16 protein-coding genes are annotated in these 21,053 nt (G+C 73.0%); 11 read left to right on the top strand and 5 right to left on the bottom strand.

The window, feature by feature from the left end; translation table 11 throughout:
* The first annotated feature begins 16 nt into the window (after nucleotides 1–16).
* The 3 genes from ACFXPX_RS03370 to ACFXPX_RS03380 all read left to right on the top strand — a co-directional run bounded on the left by ACFXPX_RS03370 (nucleotide 17) and on the right by ACFXPX_RS03380 (nucleotide 4,586).
* Nucleotides 17–2,554 carry an alpha/beta fold hydrolase gene (locus tag ACFXPX_RS03370; protein WP_380586627.1) on the top strand — a complete coding sequence of 846 codons (2,538 nt, stop codon included), beginning with the start codon at nucleotides 17–19 and terminating at the stop codon, nucleotides 2,552–2,554.
* Nucleotides 2,503–3,828, top strand: coding sequence for an MFS transporter (locus ACFXPX_RS03375; protein WP_380586630.1), 1,326 nt, complete (start codon nucleotides 2,503–2,505; stop codon nucleotides 3,826–3,828). The genes ACFXPX_RS03370 and ACFXPX_RS03375 overlap by 52 nt, the downstream gene beginning before the upstream one ends.
* A 395-nt stretch (nucleotides 3,829–4,223) precedes the next feature.
* The gene (locus tag ACFXPX_RS03380; RefSeq protein ID WP_380586633.1) at nucleotides 4,224–4,586 is read left to right on the top strand and encodes a hypothetical protein; all 363 of its coding nucleotides are present in this window, start codon (nucleotides 4,224–4,226) and stop codon (nucleotides 4,584–4,586) included.
* 44 nt (nucleotides 4,587–4,630) lie between these two features.
* Here ACFXPX_RS03380 and ACFXPX_RS03385 read toward each other — a convergent pair whose 3' ends face one another.
* The 3 genes from ACFXPX_RS03385 to ACFXPX_RS03395 form a co-directional block, all read right to left on the bottom strand.
* A complete protein-coding gene (locus tag ACFXPX_RS03385; RefSeq protein ID WP_380532900.1) occupies nucleotides 4,631–5,743 on the bottom strand; it encodes a serine hydrolase domain-containing protein in 1,113 nt (370 codons plus the stop codon).
* 123 nt (nucleotides 5,744–5,866) lie between these two features.
* Complete coding sequence (locus ACFXPX_RS03390; protein ID WP_380639457.1) at nucleotides 5,867–7,033, bottom strand: serine hydrolase domain-containing protein; 1,167 nt, start codon at nucleotides 7,031–7,033, stop codon at nucleotides 5,867–5,869.
* 251 nt (nucleotides 7,034–7,284) lie between these two features.
* On the bottom strand, nucleotides 7,285–7,911 hold the full coding sequence (locus ACFXPX_RS03395; RefSeq protein WP_380532898.1) for a TetR/AcrR family transcriptional regulator: 627 nt from the start codon (nucleotides 7,909–7,911) through the stop codon (nucleotides 7,285–7,287).
* Nucleotides 7,912–8,208: 297 nt separating this feature from the next.
* Between ACFXPX_RS03395 and ACFXPX_RS03400 the strand changes: the two genes are divergently transcribed.
* The gene (locus tag ACFXPX_RS03400; RefSeq protein ID WP_380639459.1) at nucleotides 8,209–8,709 is read left to right on the top strand and encodes a PaaI family thioesterase; all 501 of its coding nucleotides are present in this window, start codon (nucleotides 8,209–8,211) and stop codon (nucleotides 8,707–8,709) included.
* A gap of 103 nt (nucleotides 8,710–8,812) precedes the next feature.
* Here the strand turns inward: ACFXPX_RS03400 and ACFXPX_RS03405 are convergent, their stop codons facing one another.
* Nucleotides 8,813–9,394 carry a TetR/AcrR family transcriptional regulator gene (locus ACFXPX_RS03405; protein ID WP_375887159.1) on the bottom strand — a complete coding sequence of 194 codons (582 nt, stop codon included), beginning with the start codon at nucleotides 9,392–9,394 and terminating at the stop codon, nucleotides 8,813–8,815.
* Between the two features lie 185 nt (nucleotides 9,395–9,579).
* Nucleotides 9,580–13,467, bottom strand: coding sequence for a type I polyketide synthase (locus ACFXPX_RS03410; RefSeq protein ID WP_380639461.1), 3,888 nt, complete (start codon nucleotides 13,465–13,467; stop codon nucleotides 9,580–9,582).
* A gap of 290 nt (nucleotides 13,468–13,757) precedes the next feature.
* On the opposite strand from ACFXPX_RS03410, the gene ACFXPX_RS03415 reads away from it, so the two are divergent.
* The 7 genes from ACFXPX_RS03415 (at nucleotide 13,758) to ACFXPX_RS03445 (ending at nucleotide 21,037) form a co-directional block, all read left to right on the top strand.
* Nucleotides 13,758–14,573, top strand: coding sequence for an alpha/beta fold hydrolase (locus ACFXPX_RS03415; protein WP_380523218.1), 816 nt, complete (start codon nucleotides 13,758–13,760; stop codon nucleotides 14,571–14,573).
* Nucleotides 14,574–14,637: 64 nt separating this feature from the next.
* Nucleotides 14,638–15,462, top strand: coding sequence for an oxidoreductase (locus ACFXPX_RS03420; RefSeq protein WP_380396542.1), 825 nt, complete (start codon nucleotides 14,638–14,640; stop codon nucleotides 15,460–15,462).
* Nucleotides 15,463–15,491: 29 nt separating this feature from the next.
* Nucleotides 15,492–16,730 carry an MFS transporter gene (locus ACFXPX_RS03425; RefSeq protein ID WP_380523217.1) on the top strand — a complete coding sequence of 413 codons (1,239 nt, stop codon included), beginning with the start codon at nucleotides 15,492–15,494 and terminating at the stop codon, nucleotides 16,728–16,730.
* A gap of 171 nt (nucleotides 16,731–16,901) precedes the next feature.
* Nucleotides 16,902–17,378, top strand: coding sequence for a PPOX class F420-dependent oxidoreductase (locus ACFXPX_RS03430; RefSeq protein WP_380523216.1), 477 nt, complete (start codon nucleotides 16,902–16,904; stop codon nucleotides 17,376–17,378).
* Nucleotides 17,379–17,412: 34 nt separating this feature from the next.
* Nucleotides 17,413–18,558 carry an FAD-dependent monooxygenase gene (locus ACFXPX_RS03435; protein ID WP_375887173.1) on the top strand — a complete coding sequence of 382 codons (1,146 nt, stop codon included), beginning with the start codon at nucleotides 17,413–17,415 and terminating at the stop codon, nucleotides 18,556–18,558.
* Between the two features lie 28 nt (nucleotides 18,559–18,586).
* Nucleotides 18,587–19,684: a phenazine biosynthesis protein gene (locus ACFXPX_RS03440; RefSeq protein ID WP_380523215.1), complete on the top strand. Its 1,098-nt coding sequence runs from the start codon at nucleotides 18,587–18,589 to the stop codon at nucleotides 19,682–19,684.
* The gene (locus ACFXPX_RS03445; protein ID WP_380586653.1) at nucleotides 19,685–21,037 is read left to right on the top strand and encodes an aldehyde dehydrogenase family protein; all 1,353 of its coding nucleotides are present in this window, start codon (nucleotides 19,685–19,687) and stop codon (nucleotides 21,035–21,037) included.
* Nucleotides 21,038–21,053 lie beyond the last annotated feature (16 nt).

Here is a 21,053-nt window from a genome sequence, read left to right on the forward strand (position 1 = left end):
CGTCTCGAGGAACGGCATGGCAACCGGCGGATTCGAACGCTTCACCCAGCTGACCGCGCAGCAGCGGCAGACCTTCCTGGCGCGCGCCGCGGCCAACCCCGCGGCGGCCGCCCGGCTCCGGCTCTCGGAGGCCCAGCGGCGATTCTGGTTCCTGGAGCGCCTCACCGACGGCGGCGCGCTCTACAACCTGCCGTCGGCGCACCGCTTCCGCGGGCGGTTCAGCGTGTCCGCGCTGCGCCGTGCGCTGGCCGAGCTGGCGCAGCGGCACGAGATGCTGCGGATCCGCTACGTCGAGGTGCTGGGCGAACCGCTGCAACTGCCTTCCGGCGCACCGCTGGAGTGCCCGCTGGTCGACCTGAGCGACCTGGCCGCCGCCGAGCGCGAGGCCGAACTGCTGCGGCACACCGAGGCGGACGCGCGCACGCCGTTCCTGCTGGCCGGGGGCCCGCTGGTGCGGGCCTCCGTGCTGCGGCTGGCCCAGGACGACCACGTCCTGCTTCTCAACCTGCACCACAGCATCGCCGACGGCTGGTCACTGGACCTCCTGTACGGCGAGCTGGAGTCCCGGTACGACGCCCACCTGGCCGGCGGTCCGGCCCCCGAGCCGGTGCCGACCGCCAGCTACCCCGGGTACGCGGCCGGCCAACGGGAGTGGCTGGACGGTCCGGACGCGGAGCGCAGCCTGGCCTTCTGGCGCACCGAACTCGCCTCCGCTCCGGCCGACCTGGGGCTTCCCGCCGACGAGGTGGACCCGGCGCGCCGGCCCGGCGAGGGCGCGGTGGTCTCCCGGGAGCTGTCCGGGACGGTGACCGGTGCGCTGCGCGAGCTCGGCCGGGCCGAGGGCGCGACGCTGTTCATGGTGATGCTCGCCGCCTACGCGGCGGTCCTGCGCCGGCACACCGGCCGGGCGGACCTGGTGATCGGCAGCCCGGTCTCCGGGCGAGCGCAGGCGGAGTGGTCCGAGGTGGTGGGCCTGTTCGTCAACACGACGGTGTTCCGGGTCCGGCCCGACGGGGACTCTTCCTTCCAGGAGTTGATGTCGGCCGTGCGAGGCTCGGCGCTACGGGCCTACGCGCACCAGGACGTGCCCTTCGACTGGCTCGTGGACCGGCTGGGGGTGCGCCGGGAACCCGGGCGCAACCCGCTGTTCTCGGCCTTCCTGTCGGTGGAGGGCTTCTCCGAACGGCCCGTCCGGCTGGGCGGCCTGGCGGGCGAGGACGTGGAGGCGCACTCGGCCACCGCCTGGTTCGACCTGAGCCTCTGGATCGGCGAGCGCCGCGACGGCGGCTTGCGGATCGACCTGACCTACGCGACCGACCGCGTCGCCCCGACCACCGCCGAGCGCCTGGCCGACGACCTGCTCCGGCTGCTGGGCACGGCGGCGGCCGATCTGTCCGCGACCGTCGAATCGCTGGCCCCCCGGCTGCGCGAGGCGCTTCCTGATGTGGCGGCCGGACCCGAGGCCGTGGGCGCGGAGCCGGGGAAGCGCACCGGCCGGCCACCGGTGACCGCACTGGAGCGCACCGTCGCAGACACCTGGGCCGCCATGCTGGAGCGCCCCGAGGTGTACCTGGACGACGACTTCTTCGAACTCGGCGGCCGCTCACTGGTCGCCCTGCAGGCCGTCGCACGGCTCAACGAGATCTGCGGCACCGACCTCCACCCGGTCGAACTCTTCGAGGCCCCCACAGTTGAGTCATTCGCTCGGCTGCTCGGCGAGAGCACGGGCCCCGGGATCGGCGCCGGCCCCGGGACCCTGCGCACCATCCGGCCCGGCAGTGGCCCGGCGGTGCTGTGCCTGCCGCCGATCGGCGGGGACATCCTGTGCTACGCCGCGCTGGCCGGCGCGCTCGACACCGACCGGCCGGTGTACGCAGCCGCCGTCCCAGGCCTGCACGACGACCGCGCCCCGCTGCGCACCGCCGGTGAACTGGCCGAGCACTTCCTCGGCCTGCTGGCCGCCGGGGGAGTTGCCGGGCCGGTCACCCTGGTCGGCTGGTCGCTGGGCGGGGTGGTCGCCGTGGAGATGGCGCACCGGCTGGCCGCCACCGGCCCGCGACCCGAGGTGGTGCTGATCGACACCCCGATGCCCGGCCCCGGCGACGAGGACGCCGACCTGACCGCCGAGTTCAGCCGCTACCTGGCCGCCGCGGCGGGCCACATCGGTTCGGTGGGCACCACCAAGGTCGAGTGTCCCGACGACGGGGCGCTGTGGGCCTGGGTGCGGCAGCAGGGCATCATCGGCCCTGAGCTGGACGAGAGCCGCTTCGGCGCGATGGTCGAGGTGTTCCGGACCAACGTCGGCGTGCTGGCCCGCCCCGGGGTACCCGGGTACGACGGCGAGGTGCTCTACCTGGCTGCCGAGCGGGACGTCGCCGACCGTCGTTGGGTGCCCTGGGAGACTGCCCTGTCCGCCGGGCTGACCGTCCGTCTGGTTCCGGGGGACCACTTCAGCGTCATGACCCGGCCCCGGGTCCGGCGAATCGCGGAGGAGATAGATACATGGTGGAAACGGCGTCCGACGCACGGCGCGGACTCCGCGGGCGCGCGGTGACGGGGCTGGGGCCGGAGTTCGGCAAGTTGTGGCTGGGAAGTGCGGTCTCCAACCTCGGCGATGGGGCGAGCTTCGTTGCGGTCCCGCTGCTCGCCTCGTCCCTGACCGACCGTCCGGAGCTGGTGGCCGGGTTGTCCACCGCCTACGCGGTGCCACGGCTACTGGTGGCGGTACTGAGCGGCGTCGCCGTGGACCGCTTCGACAGGCGTCGGCTGCTGGTCGGCGTGAACCTGGTCCGCGGTGCGGTGCTCGCAGTGCTCGGACTGCTGGTCTGGCTGGGCCTGGCCTCGATCTGGGCGCTCTACGGCGTCTTCGTCGTGCTCGGTCTGTTCGAGACGCTCGCCGACGTCTCGTCCTTCTCGGTGCTGCCCACCGTGGTCGCCCCCAGGCACCTGGACCGTGCCAACGGACGGCTGGCGGCCGCGCAGACCGTCTGCGACGAGATCGCCGGGCCGCCGCTGGGCGGCCTGCTGTTCGGCATCGCCGCGATCCTGCCGGTGCTACTGGATGCCTCGTCCTTCGTGCTCGCTGCGTGTTGCTTCTGGTGGCTGAAGGGCGACTTCACCCCCGGACCAGCCGCCACCGGGGAGGCCGCCGACGGCCCCGGGGAGCCGCGACCGAACGCCCTTGCGCAGATTGGTGAGGGCCTACGCTACCTGGCCGGGCACCGGCTGTTGCGCACCCTGGCGCTGATGTCGGTGGTCACCAACCTGGCATACATGCTGCCGTTCTCGGTGCTGGTGCTCTTCGCCACCAACACCCTGGGACTGAGCCCGGCCGAGTACGGCCTGGCGCTGACCGTCTCGGCGGCGGGCAGCTTGGTCGGCAGCTTCGTGGCCCCGGCAGTGCGCCGACTGCTCGGCACCGGGCGCACCGTCGGCGCGACCCTGTTGCTGGGCGCCGTGGCCTACCTGGTGATGGCCGTCACCGACTCGGCCCTGGTGGTCACCGCGATGCTGGCGGTCTACTTCTTCTACACCACCGTGTGGACGATCACGGTCTCCTCACTGCGCCAGAGCCTGATCCCGGGCGAGCTGATCGGCCGGGTGACCGGGGCCACCCGCACCTTCAGCCTGCTCGGACTGCTGGTGGGGTCACTCGGCGGCGGCCTGCTGGCCGCCCACTTGGGACTGCGAGCCCCGTTGTGGTGCGGGGCCGCGTTGCTAGGCCTGACCGCCCTGCTGTCGCTGCCGTGGTCCCGCCGCAACGAGCCCGACCAGGTGGCGCAGGCGCAGGCCCCGGTCGAGGAAGCTGACCCGCAGCCCGCCAGCTGACGCCGCGGCCACCAAGCCGCCGGGCCGACGTAACCGTCGGGCCGGCGGCTTTCCGCTTCCCGCAGCCCGCCAGGCGAGCCGCCGTGCATTCCCGGCCGGCGGACGCAGACCGGCGGGAACCTGTGCGGGAGAACAGGGGGCAGCCCCTGCCGATTTCGGTGGGCCCGGAGCGTCCGTGTCCAAAGTAAACATTGGCGAACTGTCAGCTCGTCGCCGTGCCGCTCCGGTCGAAAACCGCTGGAGGTCGTGGCGGCGCAGGTGCTCGAAGTCGAGCGTGACCACCACCTCGTCCCAGTGCGTTGCGTTTCGCAGGGCGGCGGCGGTGATCCGCCTACCCGTGGTTCGGTGAACAGGCGCGCCATCGGGTGCGAGTGTGCGGAATCCGGGCGCCATGGGTGTTCGCGCGGGAGCCCCCGTCGGGGCTCCCGCACGGCTGGAAGCCCGCCCCGCAGTCCGCGATTCCCGCAGGAACCCCCGGAGCCGGCGCCCTGGCGGCGGCCGACGACCGGGCCACCCTGAGCAACCTCACCGCCTGCCTGAGCGCCACACCGGCGGCGGCCGAGCAGCGCCCCTCACCAGGCTGGCCCACCAGCTACGACACCGGCCTGCGGTACAAGAACATCGTCGACGACAAGAAGCCGAGCTCGATCGGCGCGTACGACCCGGGCACCGGCGGCCTTCTGCGAGGGCAACCAGCGGGGCGCGACGCTGGGTTCGGCGAAGGTCGGCAAGCCGGGCTGGACTCCGATCACCGGTAATTGGTGAACCGGTCGGCCGGGGGAGCTGGGCCGAGGGGGGTGGGTCAGTGGCAGAGGGCTGTGTCCAGGGCGGTGGACATGTGGTGGGCGGCGTCGTCGGAGGGGACGGTGGTGACGGTGATGTTGGCGGCGCGGCCGTCGTCGGTGACGGCGCCGCGGGAGCGGTAGCCGACGATGGTGCCGCCGTGGCCCCAGGCCAGGCCGCCGCAGGAGAGGGGGCGGCTCTGGAGGCCGAGGCCGTAGCGGACGCCCGGGCCGAGGGGGTCGGCGGGGACGGTGGTGCGCATCTGGGCGAGTTGGGCCGGGGGGAGGAGGCGGCCGGCGAGGAGGGCGGTGAAGAAGGTGTTGAGGTCGGTGTTGGTGGAGACGATCGCTCCGGCCGCCCAGGCCATGGAGGTGTCCATGTCGGTGTAGTCGACCGGGGGCGCGTCCGGCAGGCTGAGGTAGCCGTGGGGGTGGGCCTCGTGGACGGTGGTGTCGCCGGGGGTGGGGAAGTAGGTGTGGCGCAGGCCGATGCGGTCGATGACGCGCTTGGTGATCTCCTCGCCGACGGGTCGTCCGGTGACCTTCTGGACGAGGAGCCCGGCGACCAGGTAGTTGGTGTTGTTGTACTCGAAGCTGGTGCCCGGAGCGAAGTGGGCCTTCTGGGCGAGGGCGCCGTCGAGGAGCTCGCGGGGCTCGAAGTAGCGGAACTGGATGGGGATGAAGTCCGCGAGGGCCGGGGCGGCCATGTACTCGGGCAGGCCGCTGGTGTGCTGGAGCAACTGCCGGACGGTGATGGTGTGTCCGTCGATGCCGTCGCCGCGGAGCAGGCCCGGGAGGTAGGTCTCGACGGGCTCGTCGAGGCCGATCTTCCCCTCGGCGACGAGTTGGAGGACGACGACGGCGGTGAAGGTCTTGGTGTTGCTGCCGGCGCGGATCTGGCCGTCGACGGGGGGCTTGGCGCCGGTGGCGAGGTTGCCGACGCCGGCGGTGTAGGTGCGGGTGCGGCCGTCGCGGCCCTTGACGGAGGCGAGTGCGGCGGGCAGGCCGTCGTCCTTGACCAGGGCGTTGAGGCTCTGCTGGACGGTGTCCGGCTTGCCGCTCGCGAAGGCCGCGCTGGGTGCCAGCGCGCCGGCCGCCAGGGCGCCGGCGGCCACGGCCGTCACGACCGCGATCGTCCGGTGCCGGCCGGGTCGGTGTCGGCCGGGTCGACGGGAAGGTGGGACGTGGCTGTGCTGGATGTGCTCGTTCACTGGGGAACTCCTCTGCCGAAGGGGGGAATTGCCGGGTGTGCGAGGTCAGCGGCAGAGGGCCGCGTCGACCGTGGCCTCGATGTGCTTCCCGGCCTCGTCGCCCGGGATCGCCGTCACCGCGATGTTGAAGGCGCGGCCGTCGTCGGTGACGCCCCCGGAGGTCCGGTAGCCGGGGATGGTGCCGCCGTGGCCCCAGGCGAGGCCGCCGCAGGGGAGCGGCTTGCTCTGGAGGCCCAGGCCGTAGCGGACGCCCGGGCCGAGGAGTTCGGCGGGGACGGTGGTGCGCATCTGGGCGAGCTGGGCCGCGGGCAGGAGGCGGCCGCCGAGGAGTGCGGAGAAGAACGAGTTGAGGTCGGTGTTGGTGGAGACGATCGCCCCGGCCGCCCAACCCCAGGACGGGTCCAGCTCCGTGTAGTCGCGGAGCGAGCCGTCGGCTTCCCGGTTGTAGCCCTGGGGGTGGGCCTCGTGGACGGTGGTGTCGCCGGGGGTGGGGAAGTAGGTGTGGCGCAGGCCGATGCGGTCGATGACGCGCTTGGTGACCTCCTCGCCGAGCGGCCGCCCGGTGACCTTCTGGATGATCAGGCCGGCCAGCAGGTAGTTGGTGTTGCAGTACTCCCAGCTGGAGCCCGGGGCGAAGTGGGCCTTCTGGGCCAGGGCCGCGTCGAGGAGCTCGCGCGGTTCGTAGTACCGCTTCGGGCTGGTGAGGATGGCGCCCTTGTCCACGTACTCGGGCAGGCCGCTGGTGTGCTGGAGCAGCTGGCGGACGGTGATGGTGTGTCCGTCGATGCCGTCGCCGCGCACCAGGCCCGGGAGGTAGGTCTCGACGGGCTCGTCGAGGCCGACCTTGCCCTCGGCGACGAGTTGGAGGACGACGACGGCGGTGAAGGTCTTGGTGTTGCTGGCGGCGCGCACCTGGCCGTCGACGGGGGGCTTGGCGCCGGTGGCGAGGTTGCCGACGCCGGCGGTGTAGGTGCGGGTGCGGCCGTCGCGGCCCTTGACGGAGGCGAGTGCGGCGGGCAGGCCGTCGTCCTTGACCAGCGAGTTCAGGCTCTGCTGGACGGTGTCCGGCCTGCCGCCCGCGAAGGCCGCGTTCGGTGCCAGTGCGCCGGCCGCCAGGACACCGGCGGCCACGGCGGTCACGACCGCCGCCGCCCGGTGCCGGCCGGGTCGGCGGGAGCGCTGGACGCGGCTGTGCGGTGTGTTCTCGTACACGGAGGAACCCCTCTGAACGGACCGTGCCGGTGATTTCCGGCCTGGGTCAAGAGGACCATTCAGAGGTGGGGGAGTTCGTCCGCGCCCAGGACGAGACCGAACCCGGGAGTCGGCTCCGGGAGGCGCCCCCGGGCAGGACCGTGCTCCCGGCCCGGGGCGGGGACCGGACCACCCGCCGCGATCGGCGGGGGTGGGCCGGCGGCGGTGGATCGGCGGCGGTGGATCAGCGGGGGCGGATCAGCCGGGACGGATCAGTGGGCGTCGGTGAGGATGCTGGGGAGGACCGTGTCCAGGACGCGCTGGAGTTCGAGCCTCAGGTCCGTACCCTTGAGGTCGTCGCGGCGCAGTCGGAACAGGGCGCCGAGGTAGGCGTCGCGCAGGAGGTGGCCGACCTGGAGGGGGTCGGTGCCGGGGCGGATCCGGCCCTTGGCGAGGCCGGCCCGGATCACGTCCGCGAACACCTCGGCGGTGTAGGGGTGTTCGGTGATCGGCAGGCCTGCCCGGACCCAGCACATCAGCATGACCTGGTTGAGTTCGGCCGGCTCCTCGTCGTTGATGTCGACGAGGGCCGTCATGCACCGTGCGAGGGCTCTACTGACGTCCACTTCCGCGAGCGCCTCCTGCTGGAGCTTGTCCTCCAGCCGCTCTCTGCGGCGGTTGCTCCAGGTGGTGATGAGCTCTTCCTTGTGCTGGAAGTGGTTGAAGAAGGTGCCCCGGGCGACGTCGGCGCGTTCGGTGATGTCGTCGATCGTGGTCTGCTCGAACCCCTTCTCGGCGAAGAGGCTCAGGGCGGCCGAGAAGATACGTTCCCTCATCCGCTGCTTGTTGCGCTCCCGGCGGCCCGTCGGGACAAGTGCGACGGAGGCTTCGTCGGCCATGCGTTCTCCTGTGGGGTGAGGGTGTCAGTTCCTGAGGTCCTGCTCCACGGGTGGGGAGCTCCTCGGTCACCGGTACGGCATCCGAACGAGCCCGCGGAGGGCTGGGTCGGCCCTTGCATAACTTATACTAGGATTTAAGTTTAGAGTCACATGCCAGGTTCATGTCGGTCGGGGCCGCGGCGCCGCACACTTTCTGACGGCGAGACGTCAATCACAGTGCAGCGATGGACAGATGGGGCAAACTACAGTCCTACGAGCGACCCTTTCCCGACCCCATCGCCGATCGGAGCCGCACCCATGGGTGAGCAGACCCAGACGCAGACCATGCCGCGCACGGCGGCGATCCCGCCTGAGGTCCTCAGCCGTTTCGCCGACGGCGGCGTGGACCTGGAGGCGATGTTCGCCTCCGGGCACCTCGGCAACCGCATGGGCATCGTGCTGGTCGAGGCCGCCGCCGACCGGGTGGTGGCCACCATGCCGGTCGAGGGCAACACCCAGCCCTACGGCCTGCTGCACGGCGGCGCCTCGGCCGTCCTGGCGGAACACGTGGGCTCGATCGGTGCGACCCTCCACGCCGGCCCCGAGCGGGTGGCGGTCGGGGTGGAGCTGAGCTGCACCCACCACCGGGGGATGCGCGAGGGGGTGGTCACCGGCACGGCGACTCCCGTCCACCGCGGCCGCAGCACGGCGACCTACGAGGTCGTCATCACCGACGACCAGGGCCGCCGGGTCTGCACCTCGCGGCTGACCTGTCTGATCCGGGACGTGGCCCCGCGCGGGACGGGCGCGTCGGACTGACGGTCCGTCACCTCGGATCCACCGACTTCGAAGGCGCCGCCCGGCGATCGGGCGGCGCCTTCGGCGTCGTGGGTGGGCCCATCGGTGAGTCGTGCGCAGACGGCTACCTCGCGCGGCCGGCGACGGGGCTGTCGTGGACGATGCTGGGCAGCAGGAAGTCCACGATGCTTTGCAGCTCCGCGGCCAGGCCGTCGTCCTTCAGGTCGCCGCGGCACCACCGGAACAGCGCGCCCAGGTAGGCGTCCCGCAGGAGGTACCCCACCTGCATCGGGTCCACGCCGGACCTGATCCTGCCCTCCGCCAGTCCGGCCCGGATCACGTCGGCGAACACCTCGGCCGTGCGCGGCGGTTCGGTGATCGGCAGGCCCGCCCGCACCCACGAGGTGAGCATGACCCGGTTGAACTCCGGCTCCTCCTCCTCGTTGATCTCGACGAGTGCCGTCATGCAGCGCCCGAGGGCGACGCACAGCTCGTCGTTCGAGGGCGTCCTCTGGCGCATCTTCTCCTCGAATCGCGATTGGCGCTGGCTGCTCCAGGTGGTGACGAGCTCTTCCTTGTGCTGGAAGTGGTTGAAGAACGTGCCGCGCGCGACGTCGGCGCGCTCCGTGATGTCGTCGACCTTCGTCTGCTCGAAGCCCTTCTCGGCGAAGAGGCTCAGGGCGGCGGAGAAGATTCGTTCCCTCATCCGCTGCTTGTTGCGTTCGCGGCGGCCCGTGGCAACGGGCGCAAGAGGGGGTTCAGCAGCATACATACGTTCTCCAGCGACAAGGGAGTGGACCTTGTAACCATCTGTAGCGCGGCCCGTACGGCCGGGCCCGGTCCTCCTCTGCGGAGTTATACCAGAAGTTAACTTTGATGCGTAGTATTCGTTTAAACCTCAGTCGATTCCAGTAGCCGACCGATGGTCTCCTGACCGAGCAGGCGCCCCACGGGCAGGTCGATGCCCATGGCGGTCCGGATGCGCTGCCGCAGCCGGACGGCGGTGATGGAGTCGAGGCCCAGCTCGCGCAACGGCCGTCGGCGGTCGATGCGTTCGGGGGTGGTGCCGAGCAGCGCCGCGGCGTGCGTCAGCACGGCCGCCTCGCGGTCGGCGGCCGGCGCGGGGGCAGGAACGGTGGCGGGGACGGAGGTGGCCTCAGCTGCCGGTACGGTCGCGGGCGCGTGCCCGGGCCCGGCCTCCGGCGCCACCGTGCCGGTCAGCCGCAGGAGTTGGACCCCGTGCAGCTCCGCCAGCACGTGGTCCCCGTCGTCCGTGTGCAGCACGACGTCCGCGCGGACGACGGAGTCGCCGGACGCCGTGCCCTCCGCCACCGGCCGGAGCGCGGCCGAGCTCCACACCGGCTTCGCCAGGGCGGTCGCGTCACCGTGCACCGTCACGGCGTCGATGCCGACGGCCAGGTAGCTGTGGCTCGTGCCGTCCGGACCGCCGCGGGGCAGCACGGCGAGCAGCGGCTGCAGCGGCACCTCCCAGGCCGCGGGGTGCCCGGGGGCCGGCAGGTGCATCCGGGCCACCGCGAGGCCCGGGCGCCGCCAGAGCCGGCGGACGCCCGCGAGTTCGTCGGGGACGTCGTAGCCGTACCCCCGGACCTCGTCGTAGAAGTCCGGCCCGGGCAGGTACTCGCCGCACTGCGCCAGCAGCGCGTCCAGGCTCCGGGGCGAGGCGCCGCCCCCGGGCGGGGAGGAGGTGACGCGGGCCGTCAGGCAGGTCAGGGCCGGTTCGCCGGCCGATCCCGGGCCGACGACCTGGACGGTCGCGAGGTGGTCGGCGCCCTCGGGCCGCAGCCGGACCCGCAGGGTGGCGCCGAGTGCCTGTCTGCGGTCGACCAGCTCCCCGGTCAGGGTGACGTCCACCAGGCGGTGCTGCCCGCCGAGTTCGGAGCGCGCCGCGCTCAGCACGGCGTCGACGTACAGCATCGGCGGGACGACGGCCGTGCCGCGGAACGACACCCCCAACGCCTCGATGTCCAGCGGCCGTTCGTAGGTGAAGCCGGTGGCCGCCGGGAGGGCGGCCGGGTCCCGCAGGTGCTCGTCGTCCCAGGGGTAGCGGGGCAGCGGCACGGGGCGGACCGCGCCCCGGAACCACCGGGTGAAGTCGAGGCCGGCGCCGGCGGCGTGCAGGCGGCCGGCCGCGCGGGCGAGTTCGGCGCCCTCGTGCTCCCTGCGGCGCAGCGAGGCGACGGTGAAGGCCGGGGCGCCGAGCGCCTCCAGGGTCTCCTCCACGGCCGAGGTCAGCAGCGGGTGCGGGCTGATCTCCAGGAAGACGCTCTCGTCCTGCTTCGCCAGCCGCGCCACGGCACCGGCGAACCGCACCGGGCGGCGCAGGTTGTCCATCCAGTACCCGGCGTCGAGGGCCGTCCCGGGGACGGGCTCGGCGCGCACGGTGGAGTGCAGCGGCAGCGAGGTGCCGCGCGGGGCGAGGTCGGCGAGGGCGTCGAGCAGTTCGGACCGCAGCGGGTCCATGTCGGGGGAGTGGGAGGCCACGCTGACGTTGACGAACCGGGCCAGTCGGCCGCGCTCCGTCAGGCCCTCGGCGAGCCTGGTGAGGTGCTGCGGATCCCCGGCGAGGACGGTGGAGTGCGGCGAGTTCTCCACCGCGACGCACAGCGCGTCGGGGTAGCGGGCGGCGATCCGCTCGGCCTCGTCCGGGGACAGGTCGGTGGCCAGCATCCGCCCCCGGCCGCCGAGTCGGGCCATCAGCCGGCTGCGGCGGCAGATGACGGCGGCGGCGTCGCGCACCGACAGGGCGCCGGTGATCACGGCGGCGGCCGCCTCGCCCATGCTGTGCCCGACGCATGCGGAGGGGCTGACGCCGAGGTCCTGCCAGAGGGCGGCCAGCGACACCTCCATCGCCCACAGGGCCGGCTGGACGACGTCGATGTCGGTGGGGAACTCCTCCTGCTCGCGGTTCAGCAGCTCGACGACGGACCAGCCCAGTTCGGCCCGGACCGCCGCGTCGCACTCGGCCATGCGCTCGCGGAAGGCGGGGAAGTCCGCCAGCAGCCGGCGCCCCATGCCCGGCCACTGCGCGCCCTGCCCGGGGAGGACGAACACCGTCCGCCGCTGCGGGCCGAAGCCGGCCTCGCCGCGTCCGCCGTCGGCGATCTCCTCGCCGGCCGCCAGTGCCTCCAGCCGGTCGGCGAGCTGCTCGTGGCTGTCGCCGATCGCCCACATCCGGTACGGGTGGTGGTCGCGGCGCAGCGCGGCCGCGGCGCAGACGTCGCGCAGGGGCTCCCGGTGGCCCGCGCCGCCGGGCCGCAGGTGGCGGGCGTAGGCGGTCGCGAGCCGTTCCAGGGACCGCTGGGAGCGGGCGCTGAACACCAGCAGTTCGGGGCGCCCGTCCGTCGCGGCGTCCGTCGAGGTGGCCGCTCCGGTGTCCGTCGCGGCGTCCGCACCGGAGGCCGAGGCGACCGAAGCGGCCGAAGCGGCAGAGGCGTCCGCCGCGGCGGCCTCGGCGGGGTACGGGCTCAGGACGACGTGGGCGTTGGTCCCCGACAGGCCGAAGGAGCTGACCCCGAGGTAGGTGTCGTCGCCGTCCCCGAGGGGTTCGTTCTCGGTGACCACGCGGACCGGGGAGTCCGGGGCGGCGATCAGCGGGTGCGGACTGTTCAGGTGGAGCGAGGCCGGGATGACGCCGTGGCGGGCGATCAGGACGGTCTTGATCAGCCCCGCCATGCCGGCGGCCGCCTCGGCGTGGCCGATGTTGCTCTTCACCGAGCCGGTCCGCAGCGGCCGCCCCGGGGCGCGGGCCGGGCCGGCCGCCGCGGCCAGCGCGGACAGTTCCACCGTGTCGCCGACGGCGGTGCCGGTGCCGTGCGCCTCCACGTAGCCGAGGCGGGCCGGGGATATCCCGGCGCTGCGGCAGGCCTCGCGGACCATCTCGACCTGGCCCGGGACGGAGGGCTTGACCAGCAGTCCGCTGCTGCGCCCGTCGTTGTTCACCGCGCTGCCGGCCAGCACCGCCAGGACCGGGTCGCCGTCGCGCCGGGCGTCCGCGAGGCGCTTGAGCAGCACCACGCCGACGCCGTCGCTGCGCACGAAGCCGTCGGCGTCGGCGTCGCCGAAGGCGCAGTGCCCCTCCGGCGAGAGCATGCCCGCCTGCGAGTAGGCGACGGCGTCCCGGGGGGAGAGGACGATGTTGGCGCCGCCGACGACGGCGAGGTCGCTCTCCCCGGTGAGCAGGCTCTGCCGGGCCATGTGCACCGCGACCAGGGAGGAGGAGCAGGCGGTGTCCAGCACGATGCTGGGGCCGCGCAGGTCCAGCGCGTAGGAGATGCGCCCGGAGGCCATCGAGCGCAGCTGGCTGCCGACGGTGCGCCAGATGTCCTGTTCGGTCAGCGGCCGGTGCTCGTCGCCGTACTCGGCGGTGGCCTGGCCGACGAAGACGCCGGTCCGGCTGCCGGCCAGGGCGGAGGGGCGGATGCCGGCGTCCTCCAGCGCCTCCCAGACGACCTGGAGCAGGACGCGGTGCTGGGGGTCGATGGCGCGGGCCTCGGCGGGCGAGATGCCGAAGAAGCCGGGGTCGAAGGCGAAGGGGTCGTCGATGAACCCGCCCTTCGCGGAGATGGACTTGCCCGGGGTGGCCGGGTCGGGGGAGTGGTGGGCGGCCGCGTCGTACCTGTCGCCGGGAATCGCCGTGACGCTGTCGGCATTGCCGATCAGGTGCTCCCAGAACTCGTCGGCGTTCGAGGCGCCGGGGAACCTGCATCCCAGGCCGATGACGGCGATCGAGCGGTCGGACGCTACTTCGGGCTGATCCATGGGGCGTACCTGCCTTCATGTACGAGCGAAGCATCGGTGCTACAGAAGTGATAGTCGTTCAATCATTGATGCAAGGTCAAGATTGAACCCGCGCCGCCTAGTTGCATCGCTGGCCACCGAATGGGCCCCTCACCTGCGCCGCTCCGCCGTCGGGCGGTCGCGCGGCGCCTCCGGGTGTGGTCCAGATCGCTCGCTTACTTGGCTTTCAGTAAAAAGTGATACTTGCATCCAACCTCGACTCATGGTCCCATCTTGTCCGGTAGTCGACCAATCCTGAGGAGGCACCTGACATGCCGAGCACGGGGATACGGATCAGCGGCGGCGACGCCGAGGTGGCGTACAGCATCGAAGGCAGCGGGCCGGCCCTGGTCCTGGTGCACGGCACCGGAACCCGCGGAGCCGCCTGGGCCCAGCAGGTCGAGGAGCTGAGGGGGAAGTTCACCGTCGTCACCCCGGACCTGTCCGGCTCCGGTGACACGGTCGACCACGGCGGGCCGCTGACCCTGGGCGACCTGGTCGCGGAGGTGCTGGCGGTGGCCGACCACGCCGGCCTGGACACCTTCCACCTCGCCGGCCACTCCCTCGGCGCCGTGGTGGCGCTGCGCCTCGCGGCCGAGCACCCCGAGCGGGTGCGCTCGGTCGTCTCGCACGCCGGCTGGGCGTACACCGACGAGCGGATGACGGCCGACTTCCGCTACTCGCTCGACCTGCTGCGCACCGACGCGGAGTTGGGCACCGCGCTGGTCCCGCAGATGTTCCCGCTGGCCACCCTCGGCCCCCGCTACTGGGAGGCGACGAACGAGGCGGAGCACGGGAAGCTCGTCCGGCAGATCGCCGACAACTTCCAGCCCGGCACCGCGCGGCAGTTCGAGGTCGGCCTCACCGTCGACCTGCGTCCGCTGCTCGGCGCCGTCGTCGCGCCGGCGCTGGTGTTCGCCAGCGTGCACGACCGCGTCTGCGGAGCCAACCAGCAGCTGCTGCTGCGCGAGGGCATACCCGGTGCCGTCTACGCGGAGATCGAGACCGGCCACAACGCGCTGGCGGAGGACCCCGAGGGGTTCGCCGCGGTGCTCGGCCCGTTCCTCGCGCAGCACACCGGCACCTGAGAACCACACCCGCTGGTCCCGGCCCGTCGGGCCGCCGCAACACACCGATAGTTGGAGGAAGTTCATGTCCGTTTGGCTGATCACCGGCAGCTCCCGTGGCCTCGGCCTGCACATCGCCCGGGAGGCGCTGGCCAGCGGTCACCAGGTCGTCGCGACGGCGCGCGACACGGAGGTCGTGCGTGCGGCGCTCGGCGACGCCGGCGGCGAGGTGCTGTACCTGCCGCTCGACGTGACCGACGAGCAGCAGGCGCAGGAGGTCGCGCGGGCCGCGTACGAGCGCTTCGGCCGGATCGACGTCCTGGTGAACAACGCCGGCCGGGGGCTGCTCGGCGCCGTCGAGGAGGCCTCGGACGCCGAGGCGCGCGCGGTCTACGACATCAACGTCTTCGGCCTGCTCGCCGTCACCCGGGCGGTGCTGCCGTACATGCGCCGGGAGCGGTCCGGCCGGATCCTCAACATCAGCTCCGTCGGCGGGTTCACGGCCGGCTCGGGCTGGGGCATCTACAACAGCACCAAGTTCGCCGTCGAGGGCCTCAGCGAGGCCCTGCGGGCCGACCTCGCCCCGCTCGGCATCCACGTCACGATCATCGAGCCCGGGGTCTTCCGCACCGACTTCCTGGACGCCTCCTCGCTGCACAGCACCACCCCGATCGACGACTACGCGCAGACCGTCGGCAAGACCCGCGACTGGGCGGTGGACAACAACCACCAGCAGCCCGGCGACCCGGTCAAGGCCGCCCGCGCGATCGTCACCGTGGCCGCGTCGGACGCGCCCCCGGTGCGCCTGCCGCTCGGCGCGGACTGCGTCGCCCGGGTCGAGAGCAAGCTCGAGACCGTCGCCAAGGAGCTCGACACCTGGCGGGAGCTCGCGCTGGACACCGCCATCTGATCAACCGTCTCCGGAGAAGGAGGACCCCGATGAGCTCGGCGAGTTCGGCGGGGCGGGTGGACCCTCGGGTCTGGCTGCTCGCGCTGGGAACGTTCGCAACCGGTACCGACCTGTTCATCGTCGCCGGCCTGCTGCCGGCGGTGGGGCGGGACCTGCACCTCTCGACGGCACTCGCGGGCCAGACGTCCACCGCGTTCGCCGCCACCTACGCGGTGGGAGCGCCGATCCTGGCCGGGCTCACCGCCAAGTTCCGGCGCAAGCCGCTGCTCATCGGGGTCATGCTCGTCTTCGGACTCGGCAACCTCCTGTCGGCCGTCTCGGCCAACTTCACCGTGCTGCTGATCAGCCGGGTGATCACCGGCGCGGGCGCCGCCCTGTACTCGGCCAACGCCTCCGCGGTGGCCGCCCGGATCAGCCCGCCCGAGGTGCGCGGCCGGGCGCTGGCCATCGTCTACGCGGGCATGACCAGCGCCATCGCCTTCGGGGTGCCGATCGGCAACTGGATCGGCGAACTCTCCTCCTGGCGCTGGGCGTTCGGCCTGGTCGCGGTGCTCGCGGCCGTGACCGTGGCCGGCATCCAGTTCTTCCTGCCGGACGTGCCCACCGGCCCCGGCGCCACCGTCCGGGAGCGGATGGCCGCGATCCGGATCCCGCAGGCCCCCACGCACCTGCTGGTGACGGCGCTGTGGACGGCGGGCACGTTCACCGTCTACACCTACCTCGGCTCCATCCTGGAGCAGGTCACCGGGCTGTCGGCCGGCCAGCAGTCCTGGGTCCTGCTGCTCTTCGGCGTCGGCAGCTTCGGCGGGGTCTTCGTCGGGGGCCGGCTGGCCGACCGCTTCGGCTCGGTCGTCGGCCTCTCGATCACCATCACCGCGCTGGGCCTCTGGCTGGTGGTGCTCACCCCGACCCTCCAGTGGCCGCTGGTCGCGGCGCTCGCCGTCGGCGTGTGGGGCCTGGTGCACTGGCCCAGCTTCCCGCTGCTGCTGCACCGGGCCCTGGGCATCGGCGGGGACCGCGGCGACATGCTCCTGGCGCTGAACAACAGCGCCGTCTACGTGGGCCAGATGACCGCCGCCGCGGTCGGCGGACTGCTCGCCGACGCGGACATGCTCCGCTGGAACCCCCTGGCCGGGGCCGGCTTCGAGCTGCTGGCCGGCCTCGCCCTCGTCGTCAGCGTGGGAGCGCTGCGCCGCAACCGCAAGCGCCCGCAGCCGGTGGCCGCGCCCACGGACGCGGAGGAGTCCAGCCCCGCGCTGCGGGGCTGAACCGCGCCGCGCGGCACCGTCCACGGCCGTCCACGGCCGTACCGCCGTCCACCGCCGTCCATCACCTCCAGTACCTCCAGCACCGTCCACCGCCGTACCACCGGCGGCCGGGCGCCGACGAAGGAAGCGCGTCCCGAACGAAGGAACCCCATCCCGCAGGAAGGACACAGCATGTCTTCTCACCAGGAGATGGAAGTCGAGACGGGTCACCGCCTCGCCCCGGAGGTCCGCGCCCTCGCGGACGGACCCAACTTCGCCGCCCTGACCACCCTGATGCGCGACGGAACCCCGCAGACCCAGGTCGTCTGGGTCTCCACCCGGGGTGAGTACCTCGCCCTCAACAGCGAGGTGGGGCGGCAGAAGGTGCGCAACCTGCGCCGCGACCCGCGGGCCACCGTCACCATCTGGCAGCAGGACGACCCGCTGAACTTCGCCGAGATCCGCGGCCGGGTGGTCGAGGAGGTCCTCGGCACCGAGGCCCGCGAGCACATCGACGAGCTGTCCCGCAAGTACCTGGGCGGCCCCTTCGCCGAGGAGTTCATCGCCTCGGACCGCGTGCTGCTGCTCGTCGCCCCCGACCGGCAGCTCGTCCGCGACCACGCGCGCTGGGTGGCGGGCCTGCCCCAGCCCCAGCAACAGCACCAGTGACCGCTAACCGTCCACCCATGCGTGAGGAGTCACAGTGAAGCGCCGCATCCTGATCATCGGAGGGGGCATCGGCGGTCTCGCCGCCGGAGCCGCACTCGGACAGCAGGGCATCGACACCACCGTCGTCGAGATCCAGTCGGAGAACCTCGTCGCCGGCGTCGGCATCAACATCCCGGGCAACGCGCTGCGGGCCCTGAGGCAGCTCGGCCTGCTCGACGAGGTCCTCGGCCACGGCTTCACCTTCGACCGCGTCGACTTCCACGACTCCGCCTCCCGGCTGCTGCTCGCGCTGCGGTCGAAGCTCGGGGTCGACGGCGTGCCCGCCAACTGCGCCATCCAGCGCAAGGACCTGGCCCGGATCCTGGAGAAGGCCTGCGTCGACGTGGGCACGGTGATCCGCTACGGCACCTCGGTGGAGAAGATGAGCACCACCGCCGACGGCGGGGTCGAGACCGTCCTCACCGACGGCAGCACCGAGCACTACGACCTGGTGGTCGCGTTCGACGGGATCCGCTCCTCCTTCCGCAAGGCGGCCCTCGGCATCGAGCCCCGGTTCACCGGCTACTCGGTGTGGCGGGTGGCCCTCGAACGGCACCCCGAGGTCACCCGGAACATGTACTTCCAGGGCATGGGCACCAAGGCAGGGCTCTTCCCGCTCAATACGGATGTCATGTACCTGCTGCACGTGACGCCCGAGCCGGGCAACCCGCGCCACGCGCGGGAGGACTTCCACGGCCACCTCACCCAGCGGCTGGCCGGCTACACCGGCCTGATCGGCGAACTGCGCGACCGCATCAAGCCGGACGACGACATCGTGTACGCGCCGATCGAGGAGGTGCTCCTCCCGCTGCCCTGGTACCAGGACGGGCTGCTGCTGCTCGGCGACGCCGCCCACGCGATGGCGCCGCACCGCACCCAGGGCGCGGCCATGGCCATCGAGGACGCCGCCGTGCTCGGCGAGACGCTCGGCCGGGACGGCGACCTGCGCGAGCTGCTGGCCGAGTTCCAGGACCGCCGCTTCGTCCGCGCCAAGATCGCCCAGGACGCCTCCCGCAACATCCTCCTGTCCGAGATGAACACCACCGACCAGGCGTCCCTGGACCGGCAGCTCGACTTCATCCGGAACGGCCTGGAAGCCGTCGCCCACCAGGTGGACGACGCGCTCAACCAGCCGATCTGACGCCGCACCGCTCCGAAGGGACGAACGCGTGACCAGCACCCCCGCCCCCCTGCCCGACCCGCACCGCCCACCCCTCGGGGCGGCCGACTTCGACGCCCACGTCCGCGCCCTGATGGCCTGGCACTTCGACGACCGCACCGGCTCGCCGTTCTGGCTCGCCCGCCGCGCGGACCTGGGCTTCGACCCGCGCACCGATGTCGCCGGCGCGGCCGACCTGCTCCGCTTCCCCGACGTCAGCCGCGAACTGCGCACCGTCCCGGCGGCCGACCTGATACCCCGGGGCGCCGCACCGGGCCAGGTCTTCCGGGTCTACGAGTCCGGCGGCACCACCGGCGCCCCCAAGCGGATCGTCGACGGCAACTACCGCTCCCGGATGGGCGCCTGGACCAGGCGGCTGCTGACCGAGCACGGCGTGCCCGCGACCGGCGACTGGCTGCACCTGGGCCCCACCGGCCCGCACGTGGTGGCCTTCGACACCTCCCGCTACGCCGAGCCCGCCGGCGGCCTGTGCTACACCGTCGACCTCGACCCGCGCTGGGTCAAGCGCCTGCTCGGCTCCGGCCGGCAGCAGGAGGCCGACGACTACATCGACCACCTCCTCGACCAGGCCCGCGAGGTCCTGCTGAGCCAGCCGGTGCGGGTGCTGAGCACCACGCCCCCGCTGATCGAGGCCATCTGCGCCCGGCCGGAGCTGCACGAACTGGTGGCCTCCCGGGTCGGGGCGATCATCTGGGCCGGCACCTCGTTCAGCCCGGAGAGCCTGCGCGTGGTGCGGGAGGACTTCTTCCCCGACGCCCGCCTGGTGGGGATCTACGGGAACAGCCTGATGGGCGTGGCCCCGCAGCGGGTCCGGACGCCCGAGGACGTCCACGCCTGCGTCTTCGAGCCCTTCGCCGAGACCACCCGCCTGGACCTGGTGGACGAGGACGGCGAGCCGGTCGGCTACGGCGAGCGCGGCCGGGTCAGACTGCACCTGGTCAGCGAGGAGATGTTCCTGCCCAACGTGCTGGAGCGGGACACCGCCGTGCGGGTCCGGCCGACCTCGGACGGCGGCGTCGACGGCCTCGCGGAGGTGACCAGCGTGGCGACCTTCGAGGACGCCGACGTCGTCGAGGGGGTGTACTGAGTGCTCGTCATCGACCCGCTGGTCGCCGGTGAGCACCGGCCGAGCGCCGACCGCACCGTCCTGACCGACGTGCACGGCGAACCGCTCGCGGACGTCGGCCTCGCCCCCCGGCTCGCCGCCCAGGCCGCCGTCAACCGGCTGCGCCGCGACGCCGACGGCCTGCCCCCCGAGCCGGAGGTGTTCCGCACGGCCGCGCGGCTGTTCGCCACCGCCGAACTGGACGGCGAGAGCGCCGACGCGTACGTGCGCCACACCGTGCGCGGCACCGGCCTCGCCTCCACCACCGTCCGGCGCGGCCTGGCGGACATGGCCGCCGAGATCGAGGAACTGCCCGCCACCACCGCGGCGGAGCTGCCCGCCGCCCGGCTGACGCCGACCCACCGCGTCCACCGGGCGCCGGCGGGCCGGCTCTTCACCGCCGTGATGGCCAGCAACCACCCGCTGCCGCACGCCACTTGGGTGCAGCCGCTGCACCACGGCTACAGCGTCGTCGTGCGGCCCGGCAGCCGCGACCCGTTCACCCCGCGCCGGCTGGCGGCCGCCCTGCTGGCGGCCGGGCTGGCGCCGGAGAAGCTGGCCCTGCTGCCCAGCCCGCACGCCGTCGGCTCGTTCCTGCTGAACGCCGCCGACCGCGGCATCATCTACGGCAACGAGCAGGCGGTGAGCGACTGGAGCGACCGCGCCCGGGTCGCCACCCGCGGCCCGGGGCGCTCCCGGGCCCTGCTGGACCTGCCGCTGACCGACGCCCTGCTGGACCACCTGGCCACCAGTGCGGCCTTCGACGGCGGGACCCGCTGCACCAACCTCTCGGCCGTCCTGACCAGCAACGACGTCCACGACACCGCGGCCGCCCTGGCCGGACGGCTGGCGCACCTGCCGGTGCTGCCCGCCGCCGACCCGGAGAGCGTGCTGCTCGTCGTCGGGCGCGAGCGCGCCGACGGGCTGCGCCGCCAGATGGCCAAGCTGGCCACCGAACTCACCGACCACAGCACGCCGTTGTACGGTGAGGACTTCCTGGTCGACCTCGGCGACGGCTCCTTCCTGCCGCGCCCCGTGGTCCTCGCCGCCGACCGCGCGGACCACCCGGCCGTCGGCACCGAGCTGGCCTTCCCGTTCGTCGTGGTCGCCCCCTGGAGCCCGGCCGACGGCATCGCCCCGCTGCGGCCCTCGCTGGTGCTCAACCTGCTGACCGAGAACGCCGCGATCACCGGACAGGCGCTGCTCGACCCGGCCGTCCGGAAGATCACCGACGGCGCCGTCCTCCCCTGGGAGCTGGTGCCGGGCATGCCGCACGACGGCAACTACACCGAGTTCCTGCTGGACGCCAAGGGCGTAGTCACACCGGCCGGGTGACCCGGCCGCCGTCCCC

The organism is Kitasatospora sp. NPDC059146 (assembly GCF_042786665.1).
Taxonomy (GTDB): domain Bacteria; phylum Actinomycetota; class Actinomycetes; order Streptomycetales; family Streptomycetaceae; genus Kitasatospora.

Excerpts from the sequence above, each read along its gene's own strand:
- ACFXPX_RS03425 (WP_380523217.1), top strand. The coding sequence starts at position 15,492 with ATGAGCTCGGCGAGTTCGGCGGGGCGGGTGGACCCTCGGGTCTGGCTG.
- ACFXPX_RS03415 (WP_380523218.1), top strand. The coding sequence starts at position 13,758 with ATGCCGAGCACGGGGATACGGATCAGCGGCGGCGACGCCGAGGTGGCG.
- ACFXPX_RS03410 (WP_380639461.1), bottom strand. The coding sequence starts at position 13,467 with ATGGATCAGCCCGAAGTAGCGTCCGACCGCTCGATCGCCGTCATCGGC.
- ACFXPX_RS03420 (WP_380396542.1), top strand. The coding sequence starts at position 14,638 with ATGTCCGTTTGGCTGATCACCGGCAGCTCCCGTGGCCTCGGCCTGCAC.
- ACFXPX_RS03375 (WP_380586630.1), top strand. The coding sequence starts at position 2,503 with ATGGTGGAAACGGCGTCCGACGCACGGCGCGGACTCCGCGGGCGCGCG.
- ACFXPX_RS03430 (WP_380523216.1), top strand. The coding sequence starts at position 16,902 with ATGTCTTCTCACCAGGAGATGGAAGTCGAGACGGGTCACCGCCTCGCC.
- ACFXPX_RS03405 (WP_375887159.1), bottom strand. The coding sequence starts at position 9,394 with ATGAGGGAACGAATCTTCTCCGCCGCCCTGAGCCTCTTCGCCGAGAAG.
- ACFXPX_RS03395 (WP_380532898.1), bottom strand. The coding sequence starts at position 7,911 with ATGGCCGACGAAGCCTCCGTCGCACTTGTCCCGACGGGCCGCCGGGAG.
- ACFXPX_RS03400 (WP_380639459.1), top strand. The coding sequence starts at position 8,209 with ATGGGTGAGCAGACCCAGACGCAGACCATGCCGCGCACGGCGGCGATC.
- ACFXPX_RS03370 (WP_380586627.1), top strand. The coding sequence starts at position 17 with ATGGCAACCGGCGGATTCGAACGCTTCACCCAGCTGACCGCGCAGCAG.